Origin of the sequence: Candidatus Phytoplasma ziziphi (genome assembly GCF_003640545.1) — a bacterium.
Taxonomy (GTDB): domain Bacteria; phylum Bacillota_I; class Bacilli_A; order Acholeplasmatales; family Acholeplasmataceae; genus Phytoplasma; species Phytoplasma ziziphi.
Window position 1 is genome coordinate 1 of sequence record NZ_CP025121.1, and the last position, 23487, is coordinate 23487.

Annotated in this window: 38 protein-coding genes; all 38 read right to left on the minus strand. The window is 24.9% G+C overall.

Annotated features, from left to right (window positions below; genetic code table 11):
* On the minus strand, nucleotides 1-491 hold a 491-nt coding region (locus CWO85_RS00005), incomplete at its 3' end, for an ATP-binding cassette domain-containing protein (protein WP_121463665.1).
* Complete coding sequence (locus CWO85_RS00010; RefSeq protein WP_121463666.1) at nucleotides 467-1288, minus strand: energy-coupling factor ABC transporter ATP-binding protein; 822 nt, start codon at nucleotides 1286-1288, stop codon at nucleotides 467-469. The genes CWO85_RS00010 and CWO85_RS00005, both read right to left, overlap by 25 nt.
* 53 nt (nucleotides 1289-1341) lie before the next feature.
* A complete protein-coding gene (rplQ, locus tag CWO85_RS00015) occupies nucleotides 1342-1698 on the minus strand; it encodes a 50S ribosomal protein L17 (RefSeq protein ID WP_121463667.1) in 357 nt (118 codons plus the stop codon).
* A gap of 166 nt (nucleotides 1699-1864) precedes the next feature.
* Nucleotides 1865-2815 carry a DNA-directed RNA polymerase subunit alpha gene (locus tag CWO85_RS00020; RefSeq protein WP_121463668.1) on the minus strand — a complete coding sequence of 317 codons (951 nt, stop codon included), beginning with the start codon at nucleotides 2813-2815 and terminating at the stop codon, nucleotides 1865-1867.
* Nucleotides 2816-2848: 33 nt separating this feature from the next.
* Complete coding sequence (gene rpsK / locus CWO85_RS00025; RefSeq protein ID WP_121463669.1) at nucleotides 2849-3250, minus strand: 30S ribosomal protein S11; 402 nt, start codon at nucleotides 3248-3250, stop codon at nucleotides 2849-2851.
* 23 nt (nucleotides 3251-3273) lie between these two features.
* On the minus strand, nucleotides 3274-3636 hold the full coding sequence (rpsM, locus tag CWO85_RS00030) for a 30S ribosomal protein S13 (RefSeq protein ID WP_121463670.1): 363 nt from the start codon (nucleotides 3634-3636) through the stop codon (nucleotides 3274-3276).
* Between the two features lie 17 nt (nucleotides 3637-3653).
* Complete coding sequence (rpmJ, locus tag CWO85_RS00035; protein ID WP_121463671.1) at nucleotides 3654-3770, minus strand: 50S ribosomal protein L36; 117 nt, start codon at nucleotides 3768-3770, stop codon at nucleotides 3654-3656.
* Nucleotides 3767-4012 carry a S1 domain-containing protein gene (locus tag CWO85_RS00040; protein ID WP_121463672.1) on the minus strand — a complete coding sequence of 82 codons (246 nt, stop codon included), beginning with the start codon at nucleotides 4010-4012 and terminating at the stop codon, nucleotides 3767-3769. The genes rpmJ and CWO85_RS00040 overlap by 4 nt, the downstream gene beginning before the upstream one ends.
* Nucleotides 4013-4082: 70 nt before the next feature.
* Entirely contained in the window at nucleotides 4083-4826 is a 744-nt protein-coding gene (map, locus tag CWO85_RS00045) for a type I methionyl aminopeptidase (RefSeq protein WP_121463673.1), read from the minus strand.
* 61 nt (nucleotides 4827-4887) lie between these two features.
* Nucleotides 4888-6135 (minus strand): preprotein translocase subunit SecY, encoded by a 1248-nt coding sequence (secY, locus tag CWO85_RS00050; RefSeq protein ID WP_121463674.1) that lies wholly within the window; start codon nucleotides 6133-6135, stop codon nucleotides 4888-4890.
* A 6-nt stretch (nucleotides 6136-6141) separates the two neighbouring features.
* On the minus strand, nucleotides 6142-6582 hold the full coding sequence (gene rplO / locus CWO85_RS00055) for a 50S ribosomal protein L15 (protein ID WP_121463675.1): 441 nt from the start codon (nucleotides 6580-6582) through the stop codon (nucleotides 6142-6144).
* A 1-nt stretch (nucleotide 6583) separates the two neighbouring features.
* Nucleotides 6584-6781, minus strand: coding sequence for a 50S ribosomal protein L30 (gene rpmD, locus CWO85_RS00060; protein ID WP_121463676.1), 198 nt, complete (start codon nucleotides 6779-6781; stop codon nucleotides 6584-6586).
* On the minus strand, nucleotides 6778-7314 hold the full coding sequence (rpsE, locus tag CWO85_RS00065; RefSeq protein WP_121464236.1) for a 30S ribosomal protein S5: 537 nt from the start codon (nucleotides 7312-7314) through the stop codon (nucleotides 6778-6780). Before rpsE ends, rpmD begins: the two co-directional genes overlap by 4 nt.
* Nucleotides 7314-7667 carry a 50S ribosomal protein L18 gene (rplR, locus tag CWO85_RS00070; protein WP_121463677.1) on the minus strand — a complete coding sequence of 118 codons (354 nt, stop codon included), beginning with the start codon at nucleotides 7665-7667 and terminating at the stop codon, nucleotides 7314-7316. Before rplR ends, rpsE begins: the two co-directional genes overlap by 1 nt.
* A gap of 21 nt (nucleotides 7668-7688) precedes the next feature.
* Nucleotides 7689-8231, minus strand: coding sequence for a 50S ribosomal protein L6 (rplF, locus tag CWO85_RS00075; protein ID WP_121463678.1), 543 nt, complete (start codon nucleotides 8229-8231; stop codon nucleotides 7689-7691).
* A 19-nt stretch (nucleotides 8232-8250) separates the two neighbouring features.
* Nucleotides 8251-8628 carry a 30S ribosomal protein S8 gene (rpsH, locus tag CWO85_RS00080; protein ID WP_121464237.1) on the minus strand — a complete coding sequence of 126 codons (378 nt, stop codon included), beginning with the start codon at nucleotides 8626-8628 and terminating at the stop codon, nucleotides 8251-8253.
* 17 nt (nucleotides 8629-8645) lie between these two features.
* Nucleotides 8646-8915 (minus strand): 30S ribosomal protein S14, encoded by a 270-nt coding sequence (rpsN, locus tag CWO85_RS00085; RefSeq protein WP_121463679.1) that lies wholly within the window; start codon nucleotides 8913-8915, stop codon nucleotides 8646-8648.
* 42 nt (nucleotides 8916-8957) lie between these two features.
* Nucleotides 8958-9500, minus strand: coding sequence for a 50S ribosomal protein L5 (rplE, locus tag CWO85_RS00090; RefSeq protein WP_121463680.1), 543 nt, complete (start codon nucleotides 9498-9500; stop codon nucleotides 8958-8960).
* A gap of 22 nt (nucleotides 9501-9522) precedes the next feature.
* Entirely contained in the window at nucleotides 9523-9867 is a 345-nt protein-coding gene (gene rplX, locus CWO85_RS00095) for a 50S ribosomal protein L24 (protein WP_121463681.1), read from the minus strand.
* A gap of 9 nt (nucleotides 9868-9876) precedes the next feature.
* Complete coding sequence (gene rplN / locus CWO85_RS00100) at nucleotides 9877-10257, minus strand: 50S ribosomal protein L14 (RefSeq protein ID WP_121463682.1); 381 nt, start codon at nucleotides 10255-10257, stop codon at nucleotides 9877-9879.
* A gap of 1 nt (nucleotide 10258) precedes the next feature.
* On the minus strand, nucleotides 10259-10525 hold the full coding sequence (rpsQ, locus tag CWO85_RS00105; protein WP_121463683.1) for a 30S ribosomal protein S17: 267 nt from the start codon (nucleotides 10523-10525) through the stop codon (nucleotides 10259-10261).
* Between the two features lie 141 nt (nucleotides 10526-10666).
* A complete protein-coding gene (gene rpmC / locus CWO85_RS00110; RefSeq protein WP_121463684.1) occupies nucleotides 10667-11041 on the minus strand; it encodes a 50S ribosomal protein L29 in 375 nt (124 codons plus the stop codon).
* A complete protein-coding gene (gene rplP, locus CWO85_RS00115; protein ID WP_121463685.1) occupies nucleotides 11041-11460 on the minus strand; it encodes a 50S ribosomal protein L16 in 420 nt (139 codons plus the stop codon). The genes rpmC and rplP overlap by 1 nt, the downstream gene beginning before the upstream one ends.
* A 28-nt stretch (nucleotides 11461-11488) precedes the next feature.
* Entirely contained in the window at nucleotides 11489-12241 is a 753-nt protein-coding gene (gene rpsC / locus CWO85_RS00120; RefSeq protein ID WP_121463686.1) for a 30S ribosomal protein S3, read from the minus strand.
* A 4-nt stretch (nucleotides 12242-12245) separates the two neighbouring features.
* The gene (gene rplV / locus CWO85_RS00125; protein WP_121463687.1) at nucleotides 12246-12599 is read right to left on the minus strand and encodes a 50S ribosomal protein L22; all 354 of its coding nucleotides are present in this window, start codon (nucleotides 12597-12599) and stop codon (nucleotides 12246-12248) included.
* 18 nt (nucleotides 12600-12617) lie between these two features.
* Nucleotides 12618-12899, minus strand: coding sequence for a 30S ribosomal protein S19 (gene rpsS, locus CWO85_RS00130; protein WP_121463688.1), 282 nt, complete (start codon nucleotides 12897-12899; stop codon nucleotides 12618-12620).
* 19 nt (nucleotides 12900-12918) lie between these two features.
* Complete coding sequence (rplB, locus tag CWO85_RS00135; protein WP_121463689.1) at nucleotides 12919-13749, minus strand: 50S ribosomal protein L2; 831 nt, start codon at nucleotides 13747-13749, stop codon at nucleotides 12919-12921.
* Nucleotides 13750-13788: 39 nt separating this feature from the next.
* A complete protein-coding gene (gene rplW / locus CWO85_RS00140; protein ID WP_121463690.1) occupies nucleotides 13789-14088 on the minus strand; it encodes a 50S ribosomal protein L23 in 300 nt (99 codons plus the stop codon).
* Nucleotides 14088-14714, minus strand: coding sequence for a 50S ribosomal protein L4 (gene rplD / locus CWO85_RS00145; RefSeq protein WP_121463691.1), 627 nt, complete (start codon nucleotides 14712-14714; stop codon nucleotides 14088-14090). Before rplD ends, rplW begins: the two co-directional genes overlap by 1 nt.
* Nucleotides 14714-15364, minus strand: coding sequence for a 50S ribosomal protein L3 (gene rplC, locus CWO85_RS00150; RefSeq protein ID WP_121463692.1), 651 nt, complete (start codon nucleotides 15362-15364; stop codon nucleotides 14714-14716). Before rplC ends, rplD begins: the two co-directional genes overlap by 1 nt.
* Before the next feature lie 52 nt (nucleotides 15365-15416).
* Nucleotides 15417-15749: a 30S ribosomal protein S10 gene (gene rpsJ / locus CWO85_RS00155; RefSeq protein ID WP_121463693.1), complete on the minus strand. Its 333-nt coding sequence runs from the start codon at nucleotides 15747-15749 to the stop codon at nucleotides 15417-15419.
* A gap of 376 nt (nucleotides 15750-16125) precedes the next feature.
* A complete protein-coding gene (rsmH, locus tag CWO85_RS00160; RefSeq protein ID WP_121463694.1) occupies nucleotides 16126-17052 on the minus strand; it encodes a 16S rRNA (cytosine(1402)-N(4))-methyltransferase RsmH in 927 nt (308 codons plus the stop codon).
* 56 nt (nucleotides 17053-17108) lie between these two features.
* Nucleotides 17109-17324 carry a DNA-directed RNA polymerase subunit omega gene (rpoZ, locus tag CWO85_RS00165; RefSeq protein WP_121463695.1) on the minus strand — a complete coding sequence of 72 codons (216 nt, stop codon included), beginning with the start codon at nucleotides 17322-17324 and terminating at the stop codon, nucleotides 17109-17111.
* Between the two features lie 7 nt (nucleotides 17325-17331).
* A complete protein-coding gene (gmk, locus tag CWO85_RS00170; protein WP_121463696.1) occupies nucleotides 17332-17964 on the minus strand; it encodes a guanylate kinase in 633 nt (210 codons plus the stop codon).
* Nucleotides 17965-17999: 35 nt separating this feature from the next.
* Nucleotides 18000-20441 carry a leucine--tRNA ligase gene (gene leuS / locus CWO85_RS00175; RefSeq protein WP_121463697.1) on the minus strand — a complete coding sequence of 814 codons (2442 nt, stop codon included), beginning with the start codon at nucleotides 20439-20441 and terminating at the stop codon, nucleotides 18000-18002.
* Between the two features lie 48 nt (nucleotides 20442-20489).
* Nucleotides 20490-20720 carry an acyl carrier protein gene (locus CWO85_RS00180; protein WP_201736598.1) on the minus strand — a complete coding sequence of 77 codons (231 nt, stop codon included), beginning with the start codon at nucleotides 20718-20720 and terminating at the stop codon, nucleotides 20490-20492.
* Nucleotides 20721-20956: 236 nt separating this feature from the next.
* On the minus strand, nucleotides 20957-21559 hold the full coding sequence (locus tag CWO85_RS00185; protein ID WP_121463698.1) for a lambda-exonuclease family protein: 603 nt from the start codon (nucleotides 21557-21559) through the stop codon (nucleotides 20957-20959).
* A 214-nt stretch (nucleotides 21560-21773) separates the two neighbouring features.
* A complete protein-coding gene (argS, locus tag CWO85_RS00190) occupies nucleotides 21774-23465 on the minus strand; it encodes an arginine--tRNA ligase (protein WP_121463699.1) in 1692 nt (563 codons plus the stop codon).
* Between the last annotated feature and the right edge of the window lie 22 nt (nucleotides 23466-23487).

The following is a 23487-nucleotide window of genomic DNA, read 5'->3' on the forward strand; positions in this document are numbered from 1 at the left end:
ATAGACGGCTCAATAGCAAAAATACCAGCAATAGCAACTTTTCTTTGTTGCCCTTCGGATAATTTAAAAGGAGAATTTTCGAATAAATCTTCATCAATTCCGACTTGTTTTAAAGCTTTGACAGCTTTTTTTTTCGCTTCTAAATTATTCTTATTAAAATTTTTAGGACCAAACATAACATCTTTTAAAATAGTGTTTTCAAAAAGTTGATATTCTGGAAATTGAAAAACCAAACCTATTTTTTTTTTCAAAGAAGTTAAAATGTTTGGCGATGTCTTTTTATTTATTCTCTTCCCGAAAATATCTATATAACCTTCTGAAGGGACTAATAAACTATTCATTAATTGAACTAAAGTTGATTTTCCTGAACCTATTTTGCCAATTACAGCTATAAAATCGTTCTCAGGATTTATAGATAAATTGATATTACGTAAAGCTGCTTTTTTATTTTTATTATAATAAAAAGTTACATCTTTAAATTGTATTGCCACAAAAAATCCTTTAATTGTTCGATTTTTTTTTGATTTATCTCTGATAAATCTTTTTCTTTTTGTAAATCATAATAGAGTTTTAACTCTAAAGGAAAATGATTAGAATAATTTTGTAAAAATAAAGAATCTGTAATTAAATTAGAAGGTTTATCGTATTTAATTAAATCACCTTTATCTAAAACCATAATTTTATCACTTTTCAAAGCAAAAGATAAATCGTGAGTTATAGTGATCAAAATTTTATTTTTTTGTTTATGAATATCTTTGATAATATCATAAATTTCTTCTGATCCTTGTGGATCTAAAAAAGATGTAGACTCATCAAAAATAATAATATCTGGTTCCATAGATAAAACAGAAGCTATAGCCACTTTTTGTTTTTGGCCACCTGATAATTCTTGAGGTTTAGATTCTAATAAATGTTGAATATTCAACATATTAGAATATTTCAATATTTTAGATTCGATTGTGTCACGAGATAATAATTGATTTTCTAAACCGAAAGCAATATCACTCTTAACATCGAAACCTACAAATTGATAATCAGGATTTTGGAAAATGATACCAATTAAAGAACGTAATTCTGTTAAATTATTTTCATTTAATTCAATATTATTAATAAAAATTTGGCCTTTATTTTTTTTTAATAAACCAACTAATATTTTAGCTAAAGTAGTTTTTCCTGAACCATTATCTCCGATAATAGAAATCCATTCACCCGAAGAAATTTCAAAACTTAAATCATTAAAAATTTGTTTATCTTTATAATTAAAACTTAAATTTTTAACAATTATCATCTTTTATTCCTATTTTCTTTTAATTTAGAATATTTTTTGATTTTTTAAAAATATTAAACAAATAAAATAAGGGCCGTAGCAGCAGAATCGCCTCTTCGACATTCGCTTTTAATAATTCTTGTATAACCGCTTGTTCTATCTTTATATTTAACAGATATTTCTTTAAATAATTTCTGTAAAACAGTTTTATCTGAATCAATTCTTTTATTAAATAAAAAAGTTGAAGCTAATCTGTGAGCATCTAAAGTGTTTTTTTTGCTTAAAGTAATCACTTTATCAACTACTTTTCTAATTTCTTTAGCTCTAGATTCAGTAGTAAAAAGACGTTCGTTCATAATAAAACTAGCAACTAAATTTTTTAATAAAGATTTTCTATGAGATGTATCACATCTTAATTTACTATAAGCCATATTATTGCACCTTTTTAATTATTAAAAATATTTTTATATAACTCTTTATTTATAAAAAAATTATAAATTACTTTTTTTATAAATAAAAAATTCAAAAATATAAAACTTACTTAAATAAAAATAAAAAACTTTTTTGTATTTTATATTATTTGTATTATTTTCAAAATCAATTATTATCTTTAAAATGAAGATCTAATTCTTTCATTTTTTCTTTCAATTCTTCGAAAGATTTTTTTCCTAAACTATTTAATTTTAAAATATCTTTTTCATTTTGGTTCACTAATTCTTGAACCGTATTAATTCCTGATTTTTTTAAACTATTAAATAATCTAACTGATATTTCTAATTGATCTAACCTTAAATTCAAAGCATGATTATAACTTTCTAATGTAGGTTCATAAACAAAATCTTGATTTTGAACTTTATCACATAAATTAACTAAAACATTTAAATGATCAATTAAAATTTTAGACGCTATTGATAAAACTTCTTTAGATGAAACAGATTTATTTGTTTCTATTTCTATAACTAATTCTTCTTTACTATTGATTTTTTGTTCTATATTATAATTTACTTTTACAACTGGGGTGTATAAAGAATCAATTGCGATAACTCCAAATTGATTTTTACTATAAATTTTATTATCATCAGCAGATGAATAACCAATGCCTCTTTTGATAGTTACTTCCATTTTAAAAGAAACATCAGGAGATAAATGAGCTATTATTTGATCTTTATTACAAACATCAATTCCTTCAACAGTTTCGAAATCGGCAGCTGTTACTGCTTTTTCGCCAACAACATCTATTTTTAATTTTTCTTCAAAATCTTCTTCTTGTGAAGTAGTACTAATAACAACTTTTTTTAAATTTAAAATAATAGACATAACATCTTCGTAAACACCTGGTATTACGCTGAACTCATGATCTACGCCTTCGATTTTAACATTTACAATAGCAACTCCTGGTAAAGAAGATAATAAAACTCTTCTTAAAGAATTACCTATTGTAATCCCTAAACCTTTTTCTAAAGGTTGAATAATAAATTTACCAAAAGATAAATCTGAACCTTCTTGTTTGATATTCATGTTAGGTTTTATAAATTTCAATTTTTTCATTATAACATTAACCTCTTCAATAAGTTTGTTTTTTTATCCACGAGGACGTTTAGGGGGTCTGCAGCCATTATGCGGCACAGGAGTGACATCTCTTATAGCAGTAATTTCTAAATCAGATTCTTGTAAAGAACGAATAGAAATCTCTCTACCAACACCAGGTCCTTTAACAAAAACTTCAATTTGTTTCATTCCTTTATCTTTTGCCAAAGAAGAAACTTTTTTAGCTACTTGTTGAGCGATATATGAAGTAGATTTTTTACTATTTTTATAACCTAATAATCCTCCGCTGCACCAAGCGATAGTATTTCCTTCTAAATCTGTAATAGTTATAATAGTGTTATTAAAAGTAGCTTGAATATGAGCTATCCCTACAGGAACATTCTTTTTACTTTTTTTTACTTTAACTCTTTTTTTTGATTTAACTTTTTGAGACATAATTAAAACACTCTTCCTTTAAATTATTTAAATTTTTTATCTCCTGCGGAAGTTCTCTTACGACTTTTTTTAGCTGTTTTAGCGTTATTTCTAGTTTTTTGACCTCTCACCGGTAATCCTATACGATGACGGATTCCTCTCTCGCATCCTATTTCTTTTAATCTTTTGATATTTAAAGCAATTTTTCTTCTTAAATTACCTTCTATATCATATTTATTGCATTCACTTTTGATAAGAGTTATTTGTTTTTCGCTTATTTCATCTTGTTCGTTGATATTTAATTTTTGTAATATCTTTCTAACAGTTGCTGGACCGATACCGTATATACTTCTACTTAAATCGAAAACAATATTTCTCTTTTTTTTATCTTTTGATATCTTTGTCATTTACCAAACTCCTTTGTTTAACCTTGTCTTTGATTATGACGACGTTTTTTCTTATTTATAACGTAAACTCTTTTTTTACGACGTACAACGATATCATCGTCACTACGTTTTTTAACAGAAGCTTTAACTTTCATTTTACATTATCCTTTTGTAAAAAACGATAAATAATACGACCACTATGATCAACTTTCACTTTATCACCTAATTGTATATGAATTCTACGAGTACGTATTTTACCAGAGATAAATCCTTCAATGATTCTTTGATCAAGAAGTCGTAATTTAAATCTTGCATTAGGTAACTTACCAACAACTACAGCTATAGCATCAGTAGAAAAGTTATTATCAATCGTTTTAGAACTCTTATTATCTACCATTATTTAAGTATTTTCCTTTTTTATTCATTTTTATAATTAAAATTATTAATATTTATTTCGTTTTATATCTTTATGTTAAAATTTCATATCCTGTATCAGTAACTAAAACCGTATGTTCAAAATGAGCGCTTAAACTCAAATCAGAAGTAACAGCAGACCAACCATCTTTTAATATTTTAATCTCTTTAGTTCCTAAAGTGAACATAGGTTCGATACAAAAAGTCATACCTGGTTCCAAAACATAATCTTCCGGAGTAAAATCGAAATTAAAAATATAAGGTTCTTCATGTAATTTCTTTCCGATACCATGACCTGAAAAAACTTCTATGATGCCGTAATTATGTTTAGTGCCGATTTTACCAATAGCACGAGAAATATCTGAAATCTTATTACCAGGTTTCACTTGTTCTATTCCTAAAAATAAAGATTTTTTAGTATTTTCCATCAATTGCTGAACTTTATTTGAAACTGGACCCAAAGAATAAGTCCAAGCTGAATCTACACAATAACCTTTATGTTTGATACCTATATCTAAAGTGACAATATCACCTAATTTAAGAATTTTTGTTTTAGAAGGTATTCCATGAACTACAACTTCATTCACTGAAATACAAATATAACCCCTGAATCCTTGATAACCTTTAAAAGCAGAAATAACTCCGTTTTTTTTCATCAAATCAAAAGCAATCATATCTAAATCAAAGGTAGAAATATCTACTTTTAAAAATTTTAATAATTCTTTTCTTATGAAAGATAAAATCTTTCCTGCCTCTTTCATTATAACGATTTCATCTGATGATTTAATTGATAACATACAAAAAAATAAACAACCTCTAATTATTCTGATTAATTTTTTTTAAAATAAAAAAATTTATTTAAAAAAATTTATTATAAGTTCTTTTGACATTATTTTTCGCTTTCATATCTTGTATCGATTCTAAAGCGACACCGACAATAATTAAAAGACTAGTCCCGCCAAACGGAATATTTTGAGATATTGTACTTCCTGCTAAATAATTAATTATATCAGGTGTAGAAGCTAATAAAGTCAAAAAACAGCTTCCAAGGAAAGTAATTTTAAACATTTCGCGAACTATTTTTTTAACAGTAGGTAATCCAGGTTGAACATCTTTTAAATAAGCATTTTGTTTTGATAAATGTTCCGCGACATCTTTCGGATTGATAGTCATAAAAGATGAAAAAAACGAAAATAACATAATTAATAAAATATAAACAAAAAAATATATTCCTAATTCTGATCGTGATTCTACAAAAATCCCAATATATTCATTAACTTTTCCATTTTTCGAAAACAACATTGATATTTGTTGTATTACATTTAATAAAGTATCCGCAAGAATAATTGGTAAAATGCCAGATGTATTTAATTTAATAGGAATATATTTATCAATTTTATCATTATTTCTATTTATAGCGTAATTAATAGGTATTTTTAAATAAGCTGAAGATAGGATAATTGTTAATATTAATAAAACAAAATAAGAAATTAAAATTAATATACGCTGTGTTTCGAAACCATTTGAATTAGATAACAAATATTTAAAAGTTTTAAATAATTTATCTACCATCCCTACAGCTATTAATATAGAAATTCCATTTCCTAAACCCTTAGAAGTTATTAAATCAGCTAGCCAAATAGATATAAAAACCCCGACTGTTAAAAAAAAGAGTGTTGAAAACAGAAGAGAAGGTCCTAAAACGAATTTTTCAGTTTGACACAAAGCCCATCCATGACCTAAAGATAAAAAAATAGTTAAAACTCTAGTAACTATATTAATTTTACGTTTTCCTTTTTCTCCTTGTTCTTGCCATTCTTTCATAAAAGTGAATACCTTTTGACTCAATTGAATAACAATAGAAGCGGTAACATAAGGAATAACTCCCAAAGATAAAATACATAAAGAATTATTATTAGATAATAATGATTTATTGAATGATGATCCTAATTGTCGCAAAACAGAAATTGCTTGATATTCAGATTTACTTAAAAAAGGAATATAAATACTAGTACCAATAACATAAATAAAAATAATAAATAAAGTGAAAAAAATTTTGTTAATTATCTTTTTTTTATCTACTAAAAAATTAATTAATTTTGTCATATAAAGCTACCTTATTATTTCTATATTACCACCATTTTGTTCGATAATATCTTTTGCTTTTTTAGAAAATTTACAGGCTTGAACAGTTAATTTTTTAGTTAAATCACCTTTAGCTAAAACTTTAACCAATGACTTATTATTTTTAATTATTTTCTTTTTAAATAATAAATCTTTTGTTATTAAAGAACCATCTTCGAACAGTTCTAATTCTTTTAAATTAACTATACAATATTTAATTTTATTAAAATTATTAAATCCTCTTTTAGGAATTCTTTGAAAAAAAGGTGTTTGACCACCCTCGAAACCTAATCGAGTACCGCCACCAGTACGAGCTAACTGACCTTTATGACCTTTACCAGAGGTTTTACCGTTTCCGCTTCCAGGACCACGTCCTAAACGTTTAATTGTTTTTCTAGCGCCTTTAACAGGTTTTAATAAATGTAACATCTTAATTGCTCTCTTTATCAATAATTTCTTCAACTACAACTAAATGATGAATTTTTTTAATAATGCCTCTGATAACTTCAACATTATCTTTTATAACTTTTTGATTAATCTTTCTCAAACCTAAAACATTAGCGTTTTTAATTTGATTTGGCGTTCTTCCGATTAAACTTTTTTTTAATGTAATTGATAACTTTTTCATTTTTGTTTACCTTTAAATCTTGCTATCAAATTAATGCCTCTAGTTTTTTCTACATCCTTGATAGTTCTTAATTTTTGTAATCCAATCATTAAAGCTCTTAAAGTATTTATAGGTGTTCTTGAACCTAAAGATTTTGCTGAAATATCACGAATACCTACTAGTTCGAAAACAGTTCTAGCTGCTCCTCCAGCGATAATACCTGTACCTTTTGCTACAGGTTTTAATAAAGTTTTAGAGGCGCCGTACTCACCGACAACTTCATGAGGAATAGTAGTTCCTGCAAGCGGAATTTTAACCAAATTATTTTTTGCTTTTTCCAATGCTTTTTTTATAGCATCTAAAATTTCTTGAGCTTTAGCGCTTGCAAAACCTACTCTACCTTTTTTATCTCCAACAACAACTAAAGCAGAAAAACGTAAACGGCGTCCACCTTTTACAACTTTAGTAATTCTATTAATTAAAATTACTTTTTCTTGAAAAATACTATTTACTTTTTTAAAATTAGTTTTGTCTCTTGAATTGCTTGTATTAATCAAAATATTAATCCCTCTTCTCTTGCAACATTCGCTAAAGTTTTTATTCGTCCGTGATACAAACGTCCATCACGATCAAAAACAACTTTACTAATACCTTTTTGTAAAGCTTTACGAGCGATAATTCTTCCGATATCTGAAGCTACTTTATTATTAATTATACTAGCTTTAATCTCTTTACTATGAGCACTACATAAAGTAACTTTGTTTTTGTCATCGATTATCTGAACATAAAAATATTTTTTCGAATAAAAAACATTAAAACGAGGTCTTTCTGAAGTACCTATTATTTTTTTTCTTAAACGTAAATGACGTTTTTTACGTAAAGATGTTGATGATTCTTTATTTATCATTATGTAAATAAATATCCTTTCTTATTTTTTAGCACTTTTTCCTGCTTTACGATGAACATAAGCGCCAGCTAAACTAATTCCTTTACCTGTATAAGGTTCTGGTTTACGTAATTTTAATATTTTAGCGGCAACTTGTCCTACAAATTGTTTGTCTATACCTCGAATAATAATTTGTTTATTCTTTATAATCTCTATTTCGACATCAGAAGGAATAGGTAAAACAACAACATGAGAAAAACCTAAATTAAAAATTAAATTAGAATCTTCTTTTTTAACAACATAATCTAAACCAACAATTTCAATTTTTTTTACAAACAAATTAGTTAAACCTGAAATCATATTAAACAATAAAGCACGTGTAGTGCCATGAATTTTTTTCATAAAAACTTCATCAGTTGGCCTCGAAATTTTAATTAAATTATCTTTAATATCGATATTTAATGAAGGATTTATTTGATATTTTAATTTATGCGAAGAAGATGCGATATAAATTAAATTTTGTTCTCCAATTTCGACTTTGATTCCCTCAGGAATTAAAATGGATCTTTTTCCTATTCTTGACATTATAGTCCCCTTATATAAATTACCAAATATAAGCTAAAACTTCTCCACCTATATTATTAGCTAAAGCTTCATAATCTGTCAAAATACCCTTTGAAGTAGAAATTAAAGCTATTCCTAAACCATTTAAAACTCTAGGTATTTTTTTAACAGAAACATGTTTTGATACTCTTTTTAAACCTAAAATAGTTCTTTGTTTATTACCATGATATTTTAAAGAAATTGTAATATTTCTTCTTGATCCGTCTACAATAAAACCTTTAATAAAACCTTCTTTTCGTATAACTTCTAACATTTTTACTTTTAATTTAGAAAAAGGAACCGAAACTTTTTCATAACACATTGTATTAGCATTACGTATTCTTGTTAATAAATCAGCAATAGGATTCGTCATCATAATTTTTCTTATTCTCTCTTTTACCAACTAACTTTCTTAACGCCAGGTAATTCACCTTTGTTAGCTAATTCACGAAATTTAATTCTAGATAAACCAAATTTTCTAATATATCCTCTTGATCTACCATCAATTTGATCTATATTTTTAAGACGAACTGGCGAAGATTGGACTGGAAGTTTAGATAATCCTTTGTAATCTTTTTTTCGTCTTAATTCAAGACGTTTTTCTATATATTTCGCAAATATTTCTTTTTGTTTTTGATTTTTAACAATTTTAGATTTCTTTGCCATTCTATAACCCCTTATTTAATTTTTTTATATTTATTAAAAATTTTATTTTCTAAAAGGCATTCCATAAAATTCTAATAATTTTTTAGCATCTTTATCGTTTTTAGCTGTAGTAACAATACAAATATCCATACCACAAACTTTTTTAACTTTGTCTAAATCAATTTCAGGAAAAACAATTTGTTCTTTTAACCCTAATGAGTAATTTCCTCTACCATCGAAAGATTTAGAACTAATACCTCTAAAATCTCGAGTTCTTGGTAAAACTATTTTAATTAACTTATTTAAAAAAAATTCTTTTTTATGACCTCTTAAAGTAACTTTTAAACTAATAGGCATTCCTTCTCTTAATTTAAAATTAGAAATGGATTTTTTAGCTTTAATAATTACAGGTATCTGTCCGCTAATTAAAGTTAACTGTTCATACAATTCGTCTAAAATTTTAACATTAGAAATAGCTTCGCCTGCGCACATATTAATAACTATTTTTTCTATCTTAGGAACTTGCATTACTGATTTAAAATTAAAAATTTCTTTTAAAGCCAAAAATGAATTTTTTGCGGTCAAATCAATATTTTGTTTTTTCATTTATTATCTACCTTTTTTTATATTAGGATACATCCAACAAAACACCAGTTTTTTTTGAATAACGAACTTTTTTACCTGATTCATTACGAAATCCGACACGAGTTGGAATGTTTTTTTCAGGATCAATTAAAGCTACATTAGAAATATGAATAGGCATTTCTTCTTTAACTATATTTCCTTTTTTTTCATCTTTAGAAGGATTTTTATGTTTTGTAGCTATATTTACACCTTCCACTAAAACTTTTTGTTCTTTAAAAAAAATTTTTATTACTTTTCCAGTTTTAACAGTTTTATTACCTCTTTCATCAATAAAAAAACGATCTTTTCCAGAAATAATAGCTACTGTGTCTCCTACTTTAATATACATCATATTTCCTCATATTACAAAAACTTTTTCAGCTAAAGAAAGAAATTTAGAAAATTTACTATCTTTTAGTTTTTGATTTTTAACTACAGGTCCAAAAATCCTTGTCCCTTTTAAAGTCATATCATCTTTAATAATAACTACTGCGTTATCATCAAATTTAATATAAGAACCATTTTTCCCTGCTAAACCTTTTTTAGTACGTAAAATTAAAGCTTTAGATTTTTCTCCTGCTTTTACCATACCAGATGGGATACTTTTTTTAATAGCGACCACAACAACATCGCCTATCTGAGCATAACGTCTTTTACTTGAACCAGGAATATTAATAACTAAAACTTCTTTGGCACCACTATTATCAGCTACTTTTAAACGGCTATTTATTTGAATCATATTATTCTTTTACCTTATTTTTGCTCAAAATAACATTTAATAAACGAAATTTTTTAGTTTTAGATACAGGTCTTCTTTCTACAAAAGAAACAAGGTCACCTAGTTTAGCAATTTCATGTTCGTCATGAATATAAAATTTGCTAGTTTTTTTAATTCTTTTTTTGTATAACGGATCTTTGTTATAATAATTAACAGCTACAACAACTGTTTTTTGCATTTTATCAGAAACAACAACACCTGAAAAAACTTTTCTATTATTATCGCGCATAATTTCCTCTCTTTTTTTTAAAAATGTTTCAAAAATCAAAAATATATTAATTTATTTTTTTATTTATCAAGTATGTAAATAAAATTAAAATTCAAAAAATATTTTAATTTTATTTAACAAATTATTCATTTGAATAACAAATTATTCATTTGAATCGCTTGATACTGAATTTGTATTTAGATCGCTTGATGATGAACTTTCATTTAAATCGCTTGATACTGAATTTTTATTTAGATCACTTGATGCTGAACTTTCATTTGAATCGCTTGATACTAAACTTTTATTTAGATCACGTGATGATAAACTTTCATTTTTATTATTAATTTTAGAAATTTCTTTTTCACGAATAATTGTTTTAATTTGTCTAATATTTTTTTTTATCTTACGAATACGAGATGTATCTTTTAATTTAACTAAATTCAAATTTAATTTAGCATCAAATAATTCTTCTTTTAAATTAAGAATTTTTTTATCCATTTCGTCATCAGACATTTTACGAATTTCTTTGATCGTCATTATTCTTGACCTCTTTTAACTATTTTTGTAGTAATAGGTAATTTATGTGAAGCTAATCTTAAAGCTTCTATTTCCATTTTATCTAAATTATTAGCATCACTAACTTCGAATAGAACTTTTCCTTTTTTAACAACTGCAACCCATAATTCAGGATTACCTTTACCAGAACCCATTCGAACTTCTAAAGGTTTTCTTGTTAAAGATAAAAAAGGGAAAATATTAATCCAAACTTTTCCTTCTCTTTTCATATGACGTGTCATCGCTATACGAGCAGATTCTATTTGTTGACTAGTAATCCATGCTCCTTTTTTTGCAATCAAACCATAATTACCATTAATAATTCTATTTTGTCCTTTTGATTTGCCTTCGTAACTTATACGATGAGGACGACGATATTTAGTCTTTTTTGGCATTAACATAATATATTATGTACCTCTTTTGATTATATTAAGACGTGCTTTTTTTAAAATTTTTCTTATCAGCAAAATGTCTTTTATTATTATTTTTTTTATTTTCATATTGAGAAGAAAATATTTGTCTAGTATCTGCTATGGTTTTATTAGGTAAAACCTCACCATGATTAATAATTACTTTAACGCCTAAAACACCATAAGTAGTATGGGCTTCTTCAAAAGCGTAATCAATATCAGCTCTCAAAGTATTCAAAGGAACGACTCCCATCGAAATAGAATCTCTTCTGGCTTTTTCAGCTCCGCCTAAACGGCCTGTAATAATAATCTTAATGCCTTTAACGCCGCTTTTTAAAGCTTTTTGAATAGCTGATTTTAAAACAGCTTTATAAAAAGCTCTTTGTTGTAATTGCATAGCGATATTTTGAGCAACTAAAACAGCAATTTTATTAATTGCTTTTACTTCGAAAATATTAATTTGAACTTTTTTATTAATTAATTTTTCTATTTTATTAATTAAACTATTTTTATTCTTATTTTCTGGACCTTGAATGATACCTATTTTTGAAGTATATAAATCGATTTCAATAAATTCATCATTTGATTTTTTTAAACGTTTAATTTCTATTTGAGAAATAGTTGATTTAGGATAATGATTTTTAATCAAAGTTCTAATTTTAAAATCTTCACCGACTAAAAAAGGAACTTTTTTATCAACATCATACCATTTAGATTCCCAAGTCCTAATTATTCCTAATCTCAAACCATTAGGATTACTCTTTTGACCCATTTACTTACATCCCCTGAATTTCTTTTTTAAATGAAGAAAGAAATATTTTTACACGACTCATTCTTTTTTTTCTTTTATCTGTTTTACCTTTAGCTCTCGGAAACAAACGAGGTAAGCGTAAACCTTCATCAACAAATATTTCTTCGACAAATAAATCATCTTTATTAAAATTAAAATTATGAACAGCATTTGCAACAGCACTTTTTAATAACTTAAAAATAACAGGAGCGGCTGATTTAGAAGTAAACATTAAAATAGCTTCTGCTTCTTTAACATGCTTACCACGTATTAAATCAACAACTAAACGTGTTTTTCTGGGCGCAATAGGTATTTGACTTGCGACAGCTTTAACTTTCATATAAATACCTTCTTTAAATTATTTTTTTGAAACTTTTTTATCGCCTTTCGCATGACCGCGAAAAGTACGAGTACGCGAAAATTCTCCTAATTTATGATTAACCATATCTTCAGTAATAGAACAACTAATATACTCTTTACCGTTGTAAACATCAATTTTATGACCAACAAAAATAGGCAAAATCACGCTTCTACGAGAACGAGTTTTAATAGGTTTTTCAGTTTTATTTTTATTTTGTTTCATTACTTTAAGTAAAAGAGATTCATCACAAAAAGGTCCTTTTTTAATTGAACGAGTCATATTTTATACACCTATAAATCTATTTTTTAGAATTTTTTAAAATTAACTTATTAGAATTTTTATTTTTCTTACGTGTTTTAACACCGAGAGCTTTTTTACCCCAAGGAGTCATAGGCGCTTTGCGTCCTATAGGAGCGCGACCTTCACCACCACCATGCGGATGATCATTAGGATTCATCGCTGAACCTCTAACAGTAGGTCTTATAGATAAATAACGAGTTCTTCCAGCTTTACCATTACGAATTAATTTATGAAATTCATTTCCTAATGTTCCTATTGTAGCTCTACATTCAGATAAAAATTTTCTTGTTTGACCAGAAGATAAACTTAAAACAACATATTTACCCTCTTTTTTAATAATTTGAGCTGAAGTACCAGCGCTACGAGCTAATTGTCCGCCTTTACCAGGTTTTAATTCGATATTATGAACTAAAAAACCTTCAGGAATATTTTTTAAAGGTAAACTGTTTCCGACTCTAATATCAGATTTTTCTCCTGAAAAAATTTTATCTCCTACTTTAACATCTTTTGGAGTTAAAATATATCTTTTTTCTCCGTCAACATAATTAATTAAAGAAATATTACAATTACGATTAGGATCATATTCTATAGTAGATAAATTTCCAGGTATATTATCTTTATTACGTTTAAAATCAATAAGACGATATTTTTGTTTAACTCCGCCACCGCGATGTCGTACTGTTATTTTACCTTGGTTATTTCTTCCGCCTGTACTCTTTTGAGGAACTAATAAACTTTTTTCAGGAGTAGAAGTTGTAAGTTCTCTGAAATCTTGTAAACTCATGTTACGATGTCCATTAGAAGTAGGCTTATATTTTTTAATAGCCATAATAAGTTTCCTTTCTTTAAATTTAAAAATTATACTAAATTATTTTTGTTTTTCTTCATTAAAAACATTTATTCTTTGGCCTGGAACCAATTTAACAATTGCTTTTTTACAACCAGAAGTATAACCTTGAAATTTACCTTTTTTTTTAAATTTAGGTAATACATTAATAACATTAACAGAAAAAACTTTTACTTTAAAAATATGTTCTATAGCTTTTCTGATTTCTATTTTATTAGATTCTTTTTTAACCTTAAAAGTATATTCATTATTAATTTCCATTTTTTTACTAGTAGATTCAGTAATAATTGGATCATGAATCACATCATAATATTTAATCATTATCTAGCGGTCTCCTCTAAATAATCAATAGCTTTTTTATCTATAATAAGATGTTTAGCATTTAAAATTTGATAAACACTAACATGCATAACAGTTTCTAAAGTTACATTAGATAAATTATTAGTAGAACGAACTAAATTATCATTTAATTCATTAACTATTATTAAAACTTTGTTTTTACCAATTTTAATTTGTTCTAAACATTTTTGAAAATATTTTGTTTTATGACTTTCTATATTAAAAAAATCAATTACCATTAAATTATTTTGTTCTTTTTGTAAAGATAAAGCTGAGTTCATAGCTATTTTTCTAATCTTAGCATTAACTTTGAAAGAATATTTTCTTGGTTTCGGACCAAAAGCAACTCCTCCGCCTCTCCATAAAGGAGAACGAATAGAACCATGACGTGCATTACCTGTTCCTTTTTGAGCCCAAGGTTTTCTTCCTCCTCCTGAAACAACTGCTCTATTTTTGGTACAATGTGTACCTTGGCGCATCGCTCCTCTTTGTTGATTCACGACATCATACAAAACTTGTTGATTAATTTTGGCGCCGAAAACATTTTCAGATAAAGTGATCTCTGATACAATTTCACCTTGTTGATTAAATAAATTACATTTAGGCATCATGATACTTCCTTATTTTTTTTAACAGCAGATTTGATAATTACAAAACTTTTATTAGGGCCTGGAATGCTTCCTTTAATCAAAAATATTCCTTTATCTGAATCAACACTATAAAGAGTTAAATTTTGTAAAGTAACTTGTTCATGCCCTAATTGACCAGGTAATTTTTTACCTGTAATATTACCTTTAATAGGACCCATAGAACCCGGTCTTCTATGATATCTAGAACCATGACTTTCAGGACCGCGACTTTGATTATGTCTTTTAATAGAACCTGAAAAACCTTTTCCTTTGTTGATGCCTGTAACATCTATAATTTCTTTAGAAGAAAATAAGTTTTTTTCTAAAATAGTGCCTTCTGGTAAATCTGATAATTCATTAACTATATTAGAACCAAAAGAAATTTCTCTAACAAAATATTTAGGTTCGATTTGATTCTTTTTAAAATGTCCTAAAAGAGGTTTTGTCATTAATTTTTCTTTTTTAGAATCAAATCCTAATTGTGTTGCTTGATAACCATCTTTTTCCAAATTTTTTTGTTGTAAAACAACATTATTAGACACATCAACTACAGTAACAGGAATTAAAAATCCTTCTTCAGTGAAAACCTGAGTCATTCCTATTTTTTTTCCTAAAATTCCCTTAGCCATTTCATCCTCTTTCTTAAATTTAAAAAAACAAAAATTATTTTAAAAAATATTTTTAAATATTTTTCTTTAAAAAAATATTGACAGTAGAAGGTAATTTGATATGCGTTAAAGCATTTATTATTTCAGGACTAGGATTAACAATTTGAATTAAACGTTTATGAGTGAAACGTCCAAATTGTTCTCTACTATCTTTATTCACAAATGGAGAACGAATAACAGTAAAAATTTCTCTTTTTGTTGGTAATGGTATTGAACTTATTCTTTCAGCGCCTATTTTCGTAATACTATCAGTAATTTTTTGGGCCGCTTGATAAGTTACATTACTATCATAAGATTTTAAAATAATCTTTATAACTTCTTTATTTTGTACCTTTTCTTTAACCATTTTTCAATAACACCTTTCGTGGCAACTATGATTAAAATATAAAAAAATATGTAAACATTTTTTTAATTAAAAAAATAATTTATAATAAAAGTTTTCTTTAATAAATAATAAATAATTTTATATTTTTTAATATTTAATAAATTACAAAAAATTAAATATTACAAAATATAAAATAATATTTAACTCAAAAAAAATAAACTTATTAAAAAAAGACAATCATTTAGATTATATATTAAATAACATATCATTACAATATAAAAATTATTATTTATCATTATTAAAAGCTGTAAAAAAACATATCGTGTCTTAATATAACAAAATATAACAAAAAAATCTATTTAATGAAAAAATATTTTTAAAATTAACAAATTCATATTTAAAAATTTTTAACAGCAACTCTTAATTTGGCAGAACAACTTCTAGGATTAGATTTTATTTCTTCTTCGCTAGGATAAATAATTTTTTTATTAACAAGACTTAAAGGAGTGAGAGGGATATTTTTTTCTAAAAAAGGTAATTTAGGATGTATTTTAGATTGACTATTGTTTTTAAAAAATTTTTTAACTAAACGATCCTCTAAAGAATGAAAACTAATAACAACAATTCTACCATTTGGTTTTAATAAATCAAGACTTTGTTGTAAAGCTTCTTCTAAAAATTTTAATTCTTGATTGACTTCTATCCTTAATGATTGAAAAATTCTTTTGGCACTATGACCTCTCTTTTTTTTCATATATAAAGGGTAAAATTTATCTGTTATTTCTACTAATTCTAAAGTTTTAGTTAAAGGTCTTCTTTTGATAATTTCTCGAGCTATTAATCCAGCTTTATACTCTTCTCCATAAAATAAAAAAATTTTTTTTAATTCTGCAAAACTGTAATTATTAACAATATAAGAAGCATCTATTTTTTGTTTAATATCCATTCTCATATCTAACAAAGAGTTTTGTAAATAACTAAATCCTCTTGTGTTATCTTCTATTTGAAAAGAAGACAAACCTAAATCAAAAACAATACCATCAATTGAAGAAATATTTCTTTTTGATAATTCTTCTTTTAAAAAAGAAAAATTATTATGAATCAAAAATATTTGTTTTTTATTTTCAAATTTCTTTTGACATTTTTGAATTGCATAAAGATCGCGATCAAAAGAATACAAAAAACCTTCCTTAAGTTTATTTAAAATAGATTCACTATGACCGCCACCGCCCAAAGTAGCATCTACATAAATTCCTTTAGGATTTATATTTAAATATTCTATAATTTCTTTATTTAAAACTGGAATATGTTTTAATAATGACATTTTATACGACCTCTAAAAAATAATAATTTATTTTCGTTGAATTAAAATATATTTTTTTAATTAAAGGTAATATTAAAGTTTCCATTCACAATTTCTGATAAAGCTTTACTTAATATTTTATTACCTTCGATATCATCAACATTTAATTTATGTTCTTCTATAACATGGGCGATTTTACTAGACAAATAAGCTAATTTATATTTAGAATCAATTCTTTTTAATAATTCATCAATGGAAGGATAATTTAGACCTTCTTTTTTATTTTCAAACATAAAAATGTCAATTTCCTTTTTTTAAAATTTCTTTTGAATAAAAATTAATAATATTTTTTATTTTATGACGTTCGGCAGTAATAATAGACATAATGTTATTTACAGAGTTTTGAATTTCATCATTAAAAACAATATAATCACATTTGTAAGCTAATTTCATTTCTTCTGAAGCTCTCAATATTCTTTTTTCGAGTTCCTCTTCTGTTTCGGTATCTCTTTTTCTCAAACGTTCTTTCAAAACTTCTTTATCGAGGGGTGAAATGAAAATGAAAACACTATCTTTATTAATTTTATGTTTTTGAATTTTCAAAGCGCCTTCAATATCGATTTCTAAAAGAACTTCTTTACCTTCTTCTAATTTTTTTAAAGTTTCTTTATAAGGAGTACCATAATAATTATTTACAAATTCACTATGTTCTAAAAAAAAATTTTCTTTAATTTTTTTTTCAAAATCTACTTTATTTGTGAAAAAATAATCTTTTCCTTCTTGTTCTCCTTTTCTAGGTTTTCTTGTAGTATAAGAAACAGAATAACAAAAATTATTATTAACTTGATTTAATAAAGCTGTTTTAATCGATCCTTTCCCGACGCCAGATGGTCCTGAAATTACTATCATCAAACCTTTACTATGTAATTTCATATATAAACCTATTGTAATTTTCCTAATTTTTCAAATTAAATAACTAAATTTAATAATTTATTTTTAATATAAATAACTTTCAAAATTTTACGATCTTGAAGTAAAAAATTAATTTTAGAATTTTGTAAAGCGTTTTTTAAAATAACATCTTGTATTTCGTTTTTTAAAACAAAAATTTTTGATTTAAATTGTCCATTTATTTGAATAACAATCTCAACTTTTTCATTTTCTATCTCTATTTCTTGATAAGAAGGCCATTGAGAATAAACTAATTCTTCCGCAGAAGATAAAAATTTTTCATTTAACTCTTCTGTTAAATGTGGCGCAATAGGGTTCAATAATTTTAAAAAAATTAGAATTTGATTAGAATTTATTTTTTTATCTTTATAAACTTTATTAATAAAAATCATTAATTGACTAATAACTTTATTAAATTTTAATTTCTCATAATTCTCAGTTACTATTTTAATAGTTTGATTTAATATTGGTTCTAAAATAGAACAATCATCATCTATCAAAAACAATGAAAAAATATTATAAATCCTATTTAAAAAACGCTGAATTCCTTTGAAACCGCTTTCTGACCAAACCTTATTATCTTCTAAAGGTCCCAAAAACATAATATAAAGTCTTGTGACATCAGCGCCATATTTCTCTAAAACTAAAGAAGCATTAACACTGTTGTCTTTGGACTTGCTCATTTTGAGATTATCTTCGCCTAAAATCATTCCTTGATTAACTATTTTATGAAAAGGTTCTAAAGATGAAACTAATCCTAAATCATATAAAAATTTATGCCAAAAACGAGAATACAATAAATGTCCTACAGCATGTTCTTTTCCACCTATATAAAGATCTACAGGCAAAAAATAATCTAAAGCTTTTTTAGCCTCATCAGTATTAATATCTTGTATACCTAAAGTATTTCTTAAGATATATCCTATATAATACCAAGAACTACCAGCCGTTTGTGGCATAGTGTTAGAATCTCTTTTATATTTTTTACCATCTTTTTCAAAATATAACCATGAAATTACTTTGGATAAAGGAGATTGTTCATCGTTCGAATTTTCAATTTTATCTAATGAAGGAAGTTCTAAAGGAAAAGTTTTATCTTCTTCTAGGTAAATATTATTATTTGCGTCATAATAAACTGGGAAAGGTTCGCCCCAATATCTTTGACGAGAAAAAACCCAATCACGCATTTGATAAGCATAATGAACATGACCTAAATTATCTTTTTCAGATATTTCAATAATTTTATTATTAGCTTCTTCAACACTAAGACCGTTTAAAAAAGAACTATTTATAAATGTATCTTTTTCTGACATCGAACGATAATGATCAAAATTATTAACATTAGATTCTGATTCATCAAATTTTAAAATAGGAATTATTTCTAAATTATATTTTTTAGCAAAATAAAAATCTCTTTCATCGCAAAAAGGAACTGACATAATAGCTCCTGTAGCATAAGAAGGGAGGACGTAATCAGATATCCAAATAGGAATTTTTTTCTTATTAAAAGGATGAACAACGTAACTGCCAATAAAAACACCTGTTTTTTCCTTATTAATATTTCTGTTTAAATCTGTTTTTTTCTTTGTCTCTTCTAAATATAATTTAACAGAATCCATAAATTCTTTTTTAGTTAAAATATCAACTAAAGGATTTTCTGGCGCCAAAACTAAAGCGCTTACTCCAAAAATAGTACTTGGTTTAGTTGTGAAAACTTTTAAAAAATGATTATTTTCTGATAAAACAGGAAAGGAAAAAATAAAACCTTTTTTTTTACCTATCCAATTTTTTTGAATATCTTTTAATTGAACAGGCCAATCTAATAAATCTAAATCTTTTAGCAACCTATCGAGATAATTAGTAATTTTTAAAACCCATTGTTTTTTTTTCTTTTTGACGACTGGATAATTACCTCTTTCAGAAAAAATACCTTTTTCTGTAAAAATGATTTCATCATTAGCCAAAACTGTTCCTAATTTTTCACAAAAGTTAACTTCTACATCTTGTAAAACAGCTAATTTATGTTCATAAAATTTTTTAAAAAACCATTGAGTCCAACCATAAAAATAAGGATCTGAAGTAGATAATTCTTTATCCCAATTAACTCCTTTACCTAACATCTTTATTTGTTTTTTAAAATTTTCTATATTCTCATAAGTAAAATATTTAGGATTTTTTCCTGTTTTTAAAGCATACTGTTCAGCAGGTAATCCAAAAGAATCCCAACCAAAAGGATGAAAAACATTATATCCTTGCATTCTTTTAAATCTATTAATAATATCGCTGGCAGTATAACCTTCGATATGCCCAATATGTAATCCAGAAGAAGAAGGATAAGGAAACATATCTAAACAATAAAATTTTTTCTTACTAAAATCATAACTTGTTTTAAAAGTTTGTTTTTTTTCCCAATTCAACTGCCATTTTAATTCTATTTTACGAAAATCATAAATTAACATAATAAAACCTTTATTTTGATATTTATTTAAATAAATAAAATAATTAAATTATGATAAATTACTTTCGACATAACTAACGATATCTTTTACAATTTTAAATTGTTGCATAACTTCGTCACTAATTTTAAGATCAAAAATTTTTTCTAATTCAATTACTAATTCGACAGCATCGAAAGAATCTAAAGCTAAATCTTCTTTCAATCTAGTTTCTAAAAAAATTGTATCTTCTTTTATAGATTTTTTTTCACAAATAAGCTTCTTAATCTTATCAAAAATCATTTAAACTCCTATATAATATAAATAAATTATTACTTATTTAAATAAATTAAACAAAATAAAAAATTAAACATAAAACTATATAAAAAATTAATTATATATAATTATATAATATTTTTTATATATTTTTATATGTTTAATTGATATAATTAACATTTTTTAATTTATTTAACAAAAAATATATCTCATGATAAAAACAAAAATTTTTAATTATATAAATAATTAAAAAAAAAAAAAAATCAAAGTTTCTTTTTATTATTTTTTAATTGATTCAAAATTTGTTGTGCTTCTTTAAAAAGTTTATAAAAAATAAGACATTCTTCGTACATTTTTTCAATAAATATCGGATCTCTTTTGATCTCTTGCACTTTGGCATTTTGATAACTTTGGAATACCAAAAAAAAAGCTTTTTCAGAAGAAGAACAATACATCTGTGCTTGTACTTGTGCATAATAATACATAGGAATTTGATCTTTAAGAAAAAAATTTTGCCAAGTTTTAGAATTAAAAGATATGGGACATTTAATTTCTAATAAACTTTTTGTTTCGCTATTCCAACCATCTAAAGATGCTGAAAAAAATTCTTTAACACAAACTAAAGGTTTAAATTCTGTTTTATTCACGTCATTAAAAAAATTTCTAGCTTGCGGTTCTAAAGCTCTGCCATGACGCATAAAATCATTATCTTCTATTTTCTCATCAAAAAGTTTTCTTTTAAAAAGATTTTGTTTGTTTTCGAAAGGATTTAAACCCATAATTGTTGCTACTTCTGAAGCGTTAATATATTTTTTTCTATGTTCAAACCAATCGCTAGAATTTTGTTCTAAATCAAAACTATTCATAAAAAACCTTTCTTTTGCGTAATTTCAAAATTTATTAAAATAATAAAAATAATTCTAATTATAATATAAAATAAAAAAATATTTTAGACAAATTTATTTTTATTAAAAAATAATTAATATGTCTTTTAAAATTATTTTTTAATAATAAAAAATATAAAAAAAGAAAAAAATAAATAAAATATTTTTTTAAAAATAAAAAAATTAACTAAATTTTCTACATTTTTTCTAAAATAGGCACTCCTAAAATTTTTAATCCTTCTTTTAAAATAATTAAAAGACTTTTAATCAATAAAATATTAGCATATTGTAATTTTAAATCATTATTATTTAAAATTTTTTCTTTTTCATAAAATTTATTAGCATTTTTAGCTAATTGAAAAAGATATCTAGCTAAAATACTTGGCATATTAGACTCTTGAACTTTTTCTAATACAGAATCAAATTGATCCATTAATCTAATCAAAACATAATAATGAAATTTTTCATAATAAGGATTTAAATCATTTTTTGTTAATTCATTAATATTAAAATCTTGTTTTTGAATAATAGAATTTAGTCTAACTACCGTATATTGTAAATAAGGACCTGTATTACCTTCAAATTTTAACATTTTTTCTAAATCGAATTCTATATCTAAATGACGATCGTTTTTTAAATCATTAAAAATAATAGCTCCAATAGATATTTGACGAGATATTTCGTTTATCTTTTCTGGAAAAAAATTTCTATCTTTTATTATATTTTTAACTTCTATTTCTGCTTTATAAATTATATCTTTTAATCTAAAATTATTATTTTCTCTTGTAGATATTTTCATATTTTGAAATAAAATTAAACCAAAATTAACATGTTCTAATTGTAAATTTTCGTAACCAATCTTATTAATTACTAATTTTAATTGTTGATAATGTAATTTTTGTTCATTACCTACTACATATAAACATTTAGAAAAATTAAATTTTTGATAACGATATAAAACACATGCTATATCTCTTGTTAAATAAAGAGTACTTCCGTTTTTTTTCTGTATTAAAGCTGGTGATAAATCATTTTCTAAAGGAATAACATAAGCTTCATCATCTAATACAAGTATTTTTTTATTCTTTAGTTCTTCTAATAATTGAATCGCTTTATCATGAAAAAAAGATTCACCAATATAATAATCAAACGAAACACCTAATAAATCATAAATTTGATGAAATTCGTTTAAAGAAATTTCTTTAAAATATTTCCATAATTCATTTATTTCTTTATCTTTATTTTCCAAAAGATAAAAAATTTGTCTTGCTTGTTCATCTAATTGTGGATTTTTAATCTCTTCTTGATGAAATAAAATATAAACCCTTTGTAATTCATTAATAGGGTCTTTTAACATATTTTCTTTTTTGGCCCATTTTTGATAAGCTACAATTAATTTTCCAAATTGAGTGCCCCAATCGCCTAAATGGTTAATGCTAACAGTTTTAAAACCTAACTTTTGATAAACTTTTTTTAAAGCATTACCGATAACTGTAGAACGTAAATGTCCAATAGAGAAGTTTTTAGCTATATTCGGAGAAGAATAATCTAAAACTACTATTTGATTATTAAATTCTTTTTGACAATAACTCTCATCGCTATTTAAAATATTCAATAAAATGTTTTGAGTGATTTTTTTTCTATTTAATTTAATATTTAAAAAACCATTTTGAAAAAAAACATTTTCTATTTGTTCCAACTCTATTAAATCTTTTTTAAAAACTTCAAAAATTTCTAATAAATTTTTTTTTAAAATTTTAACATAACTAAACAAGGGTATAAAAAAATCAAATTTATCTTCATTCAAATTATTTTGTAAAAATATAGAGCAAACATATTTATCATTTAAAATTTTTTCTATTTTTGTTTTAATTTTTTTTAAATACATAAAAACTACCCTTGATTATTTA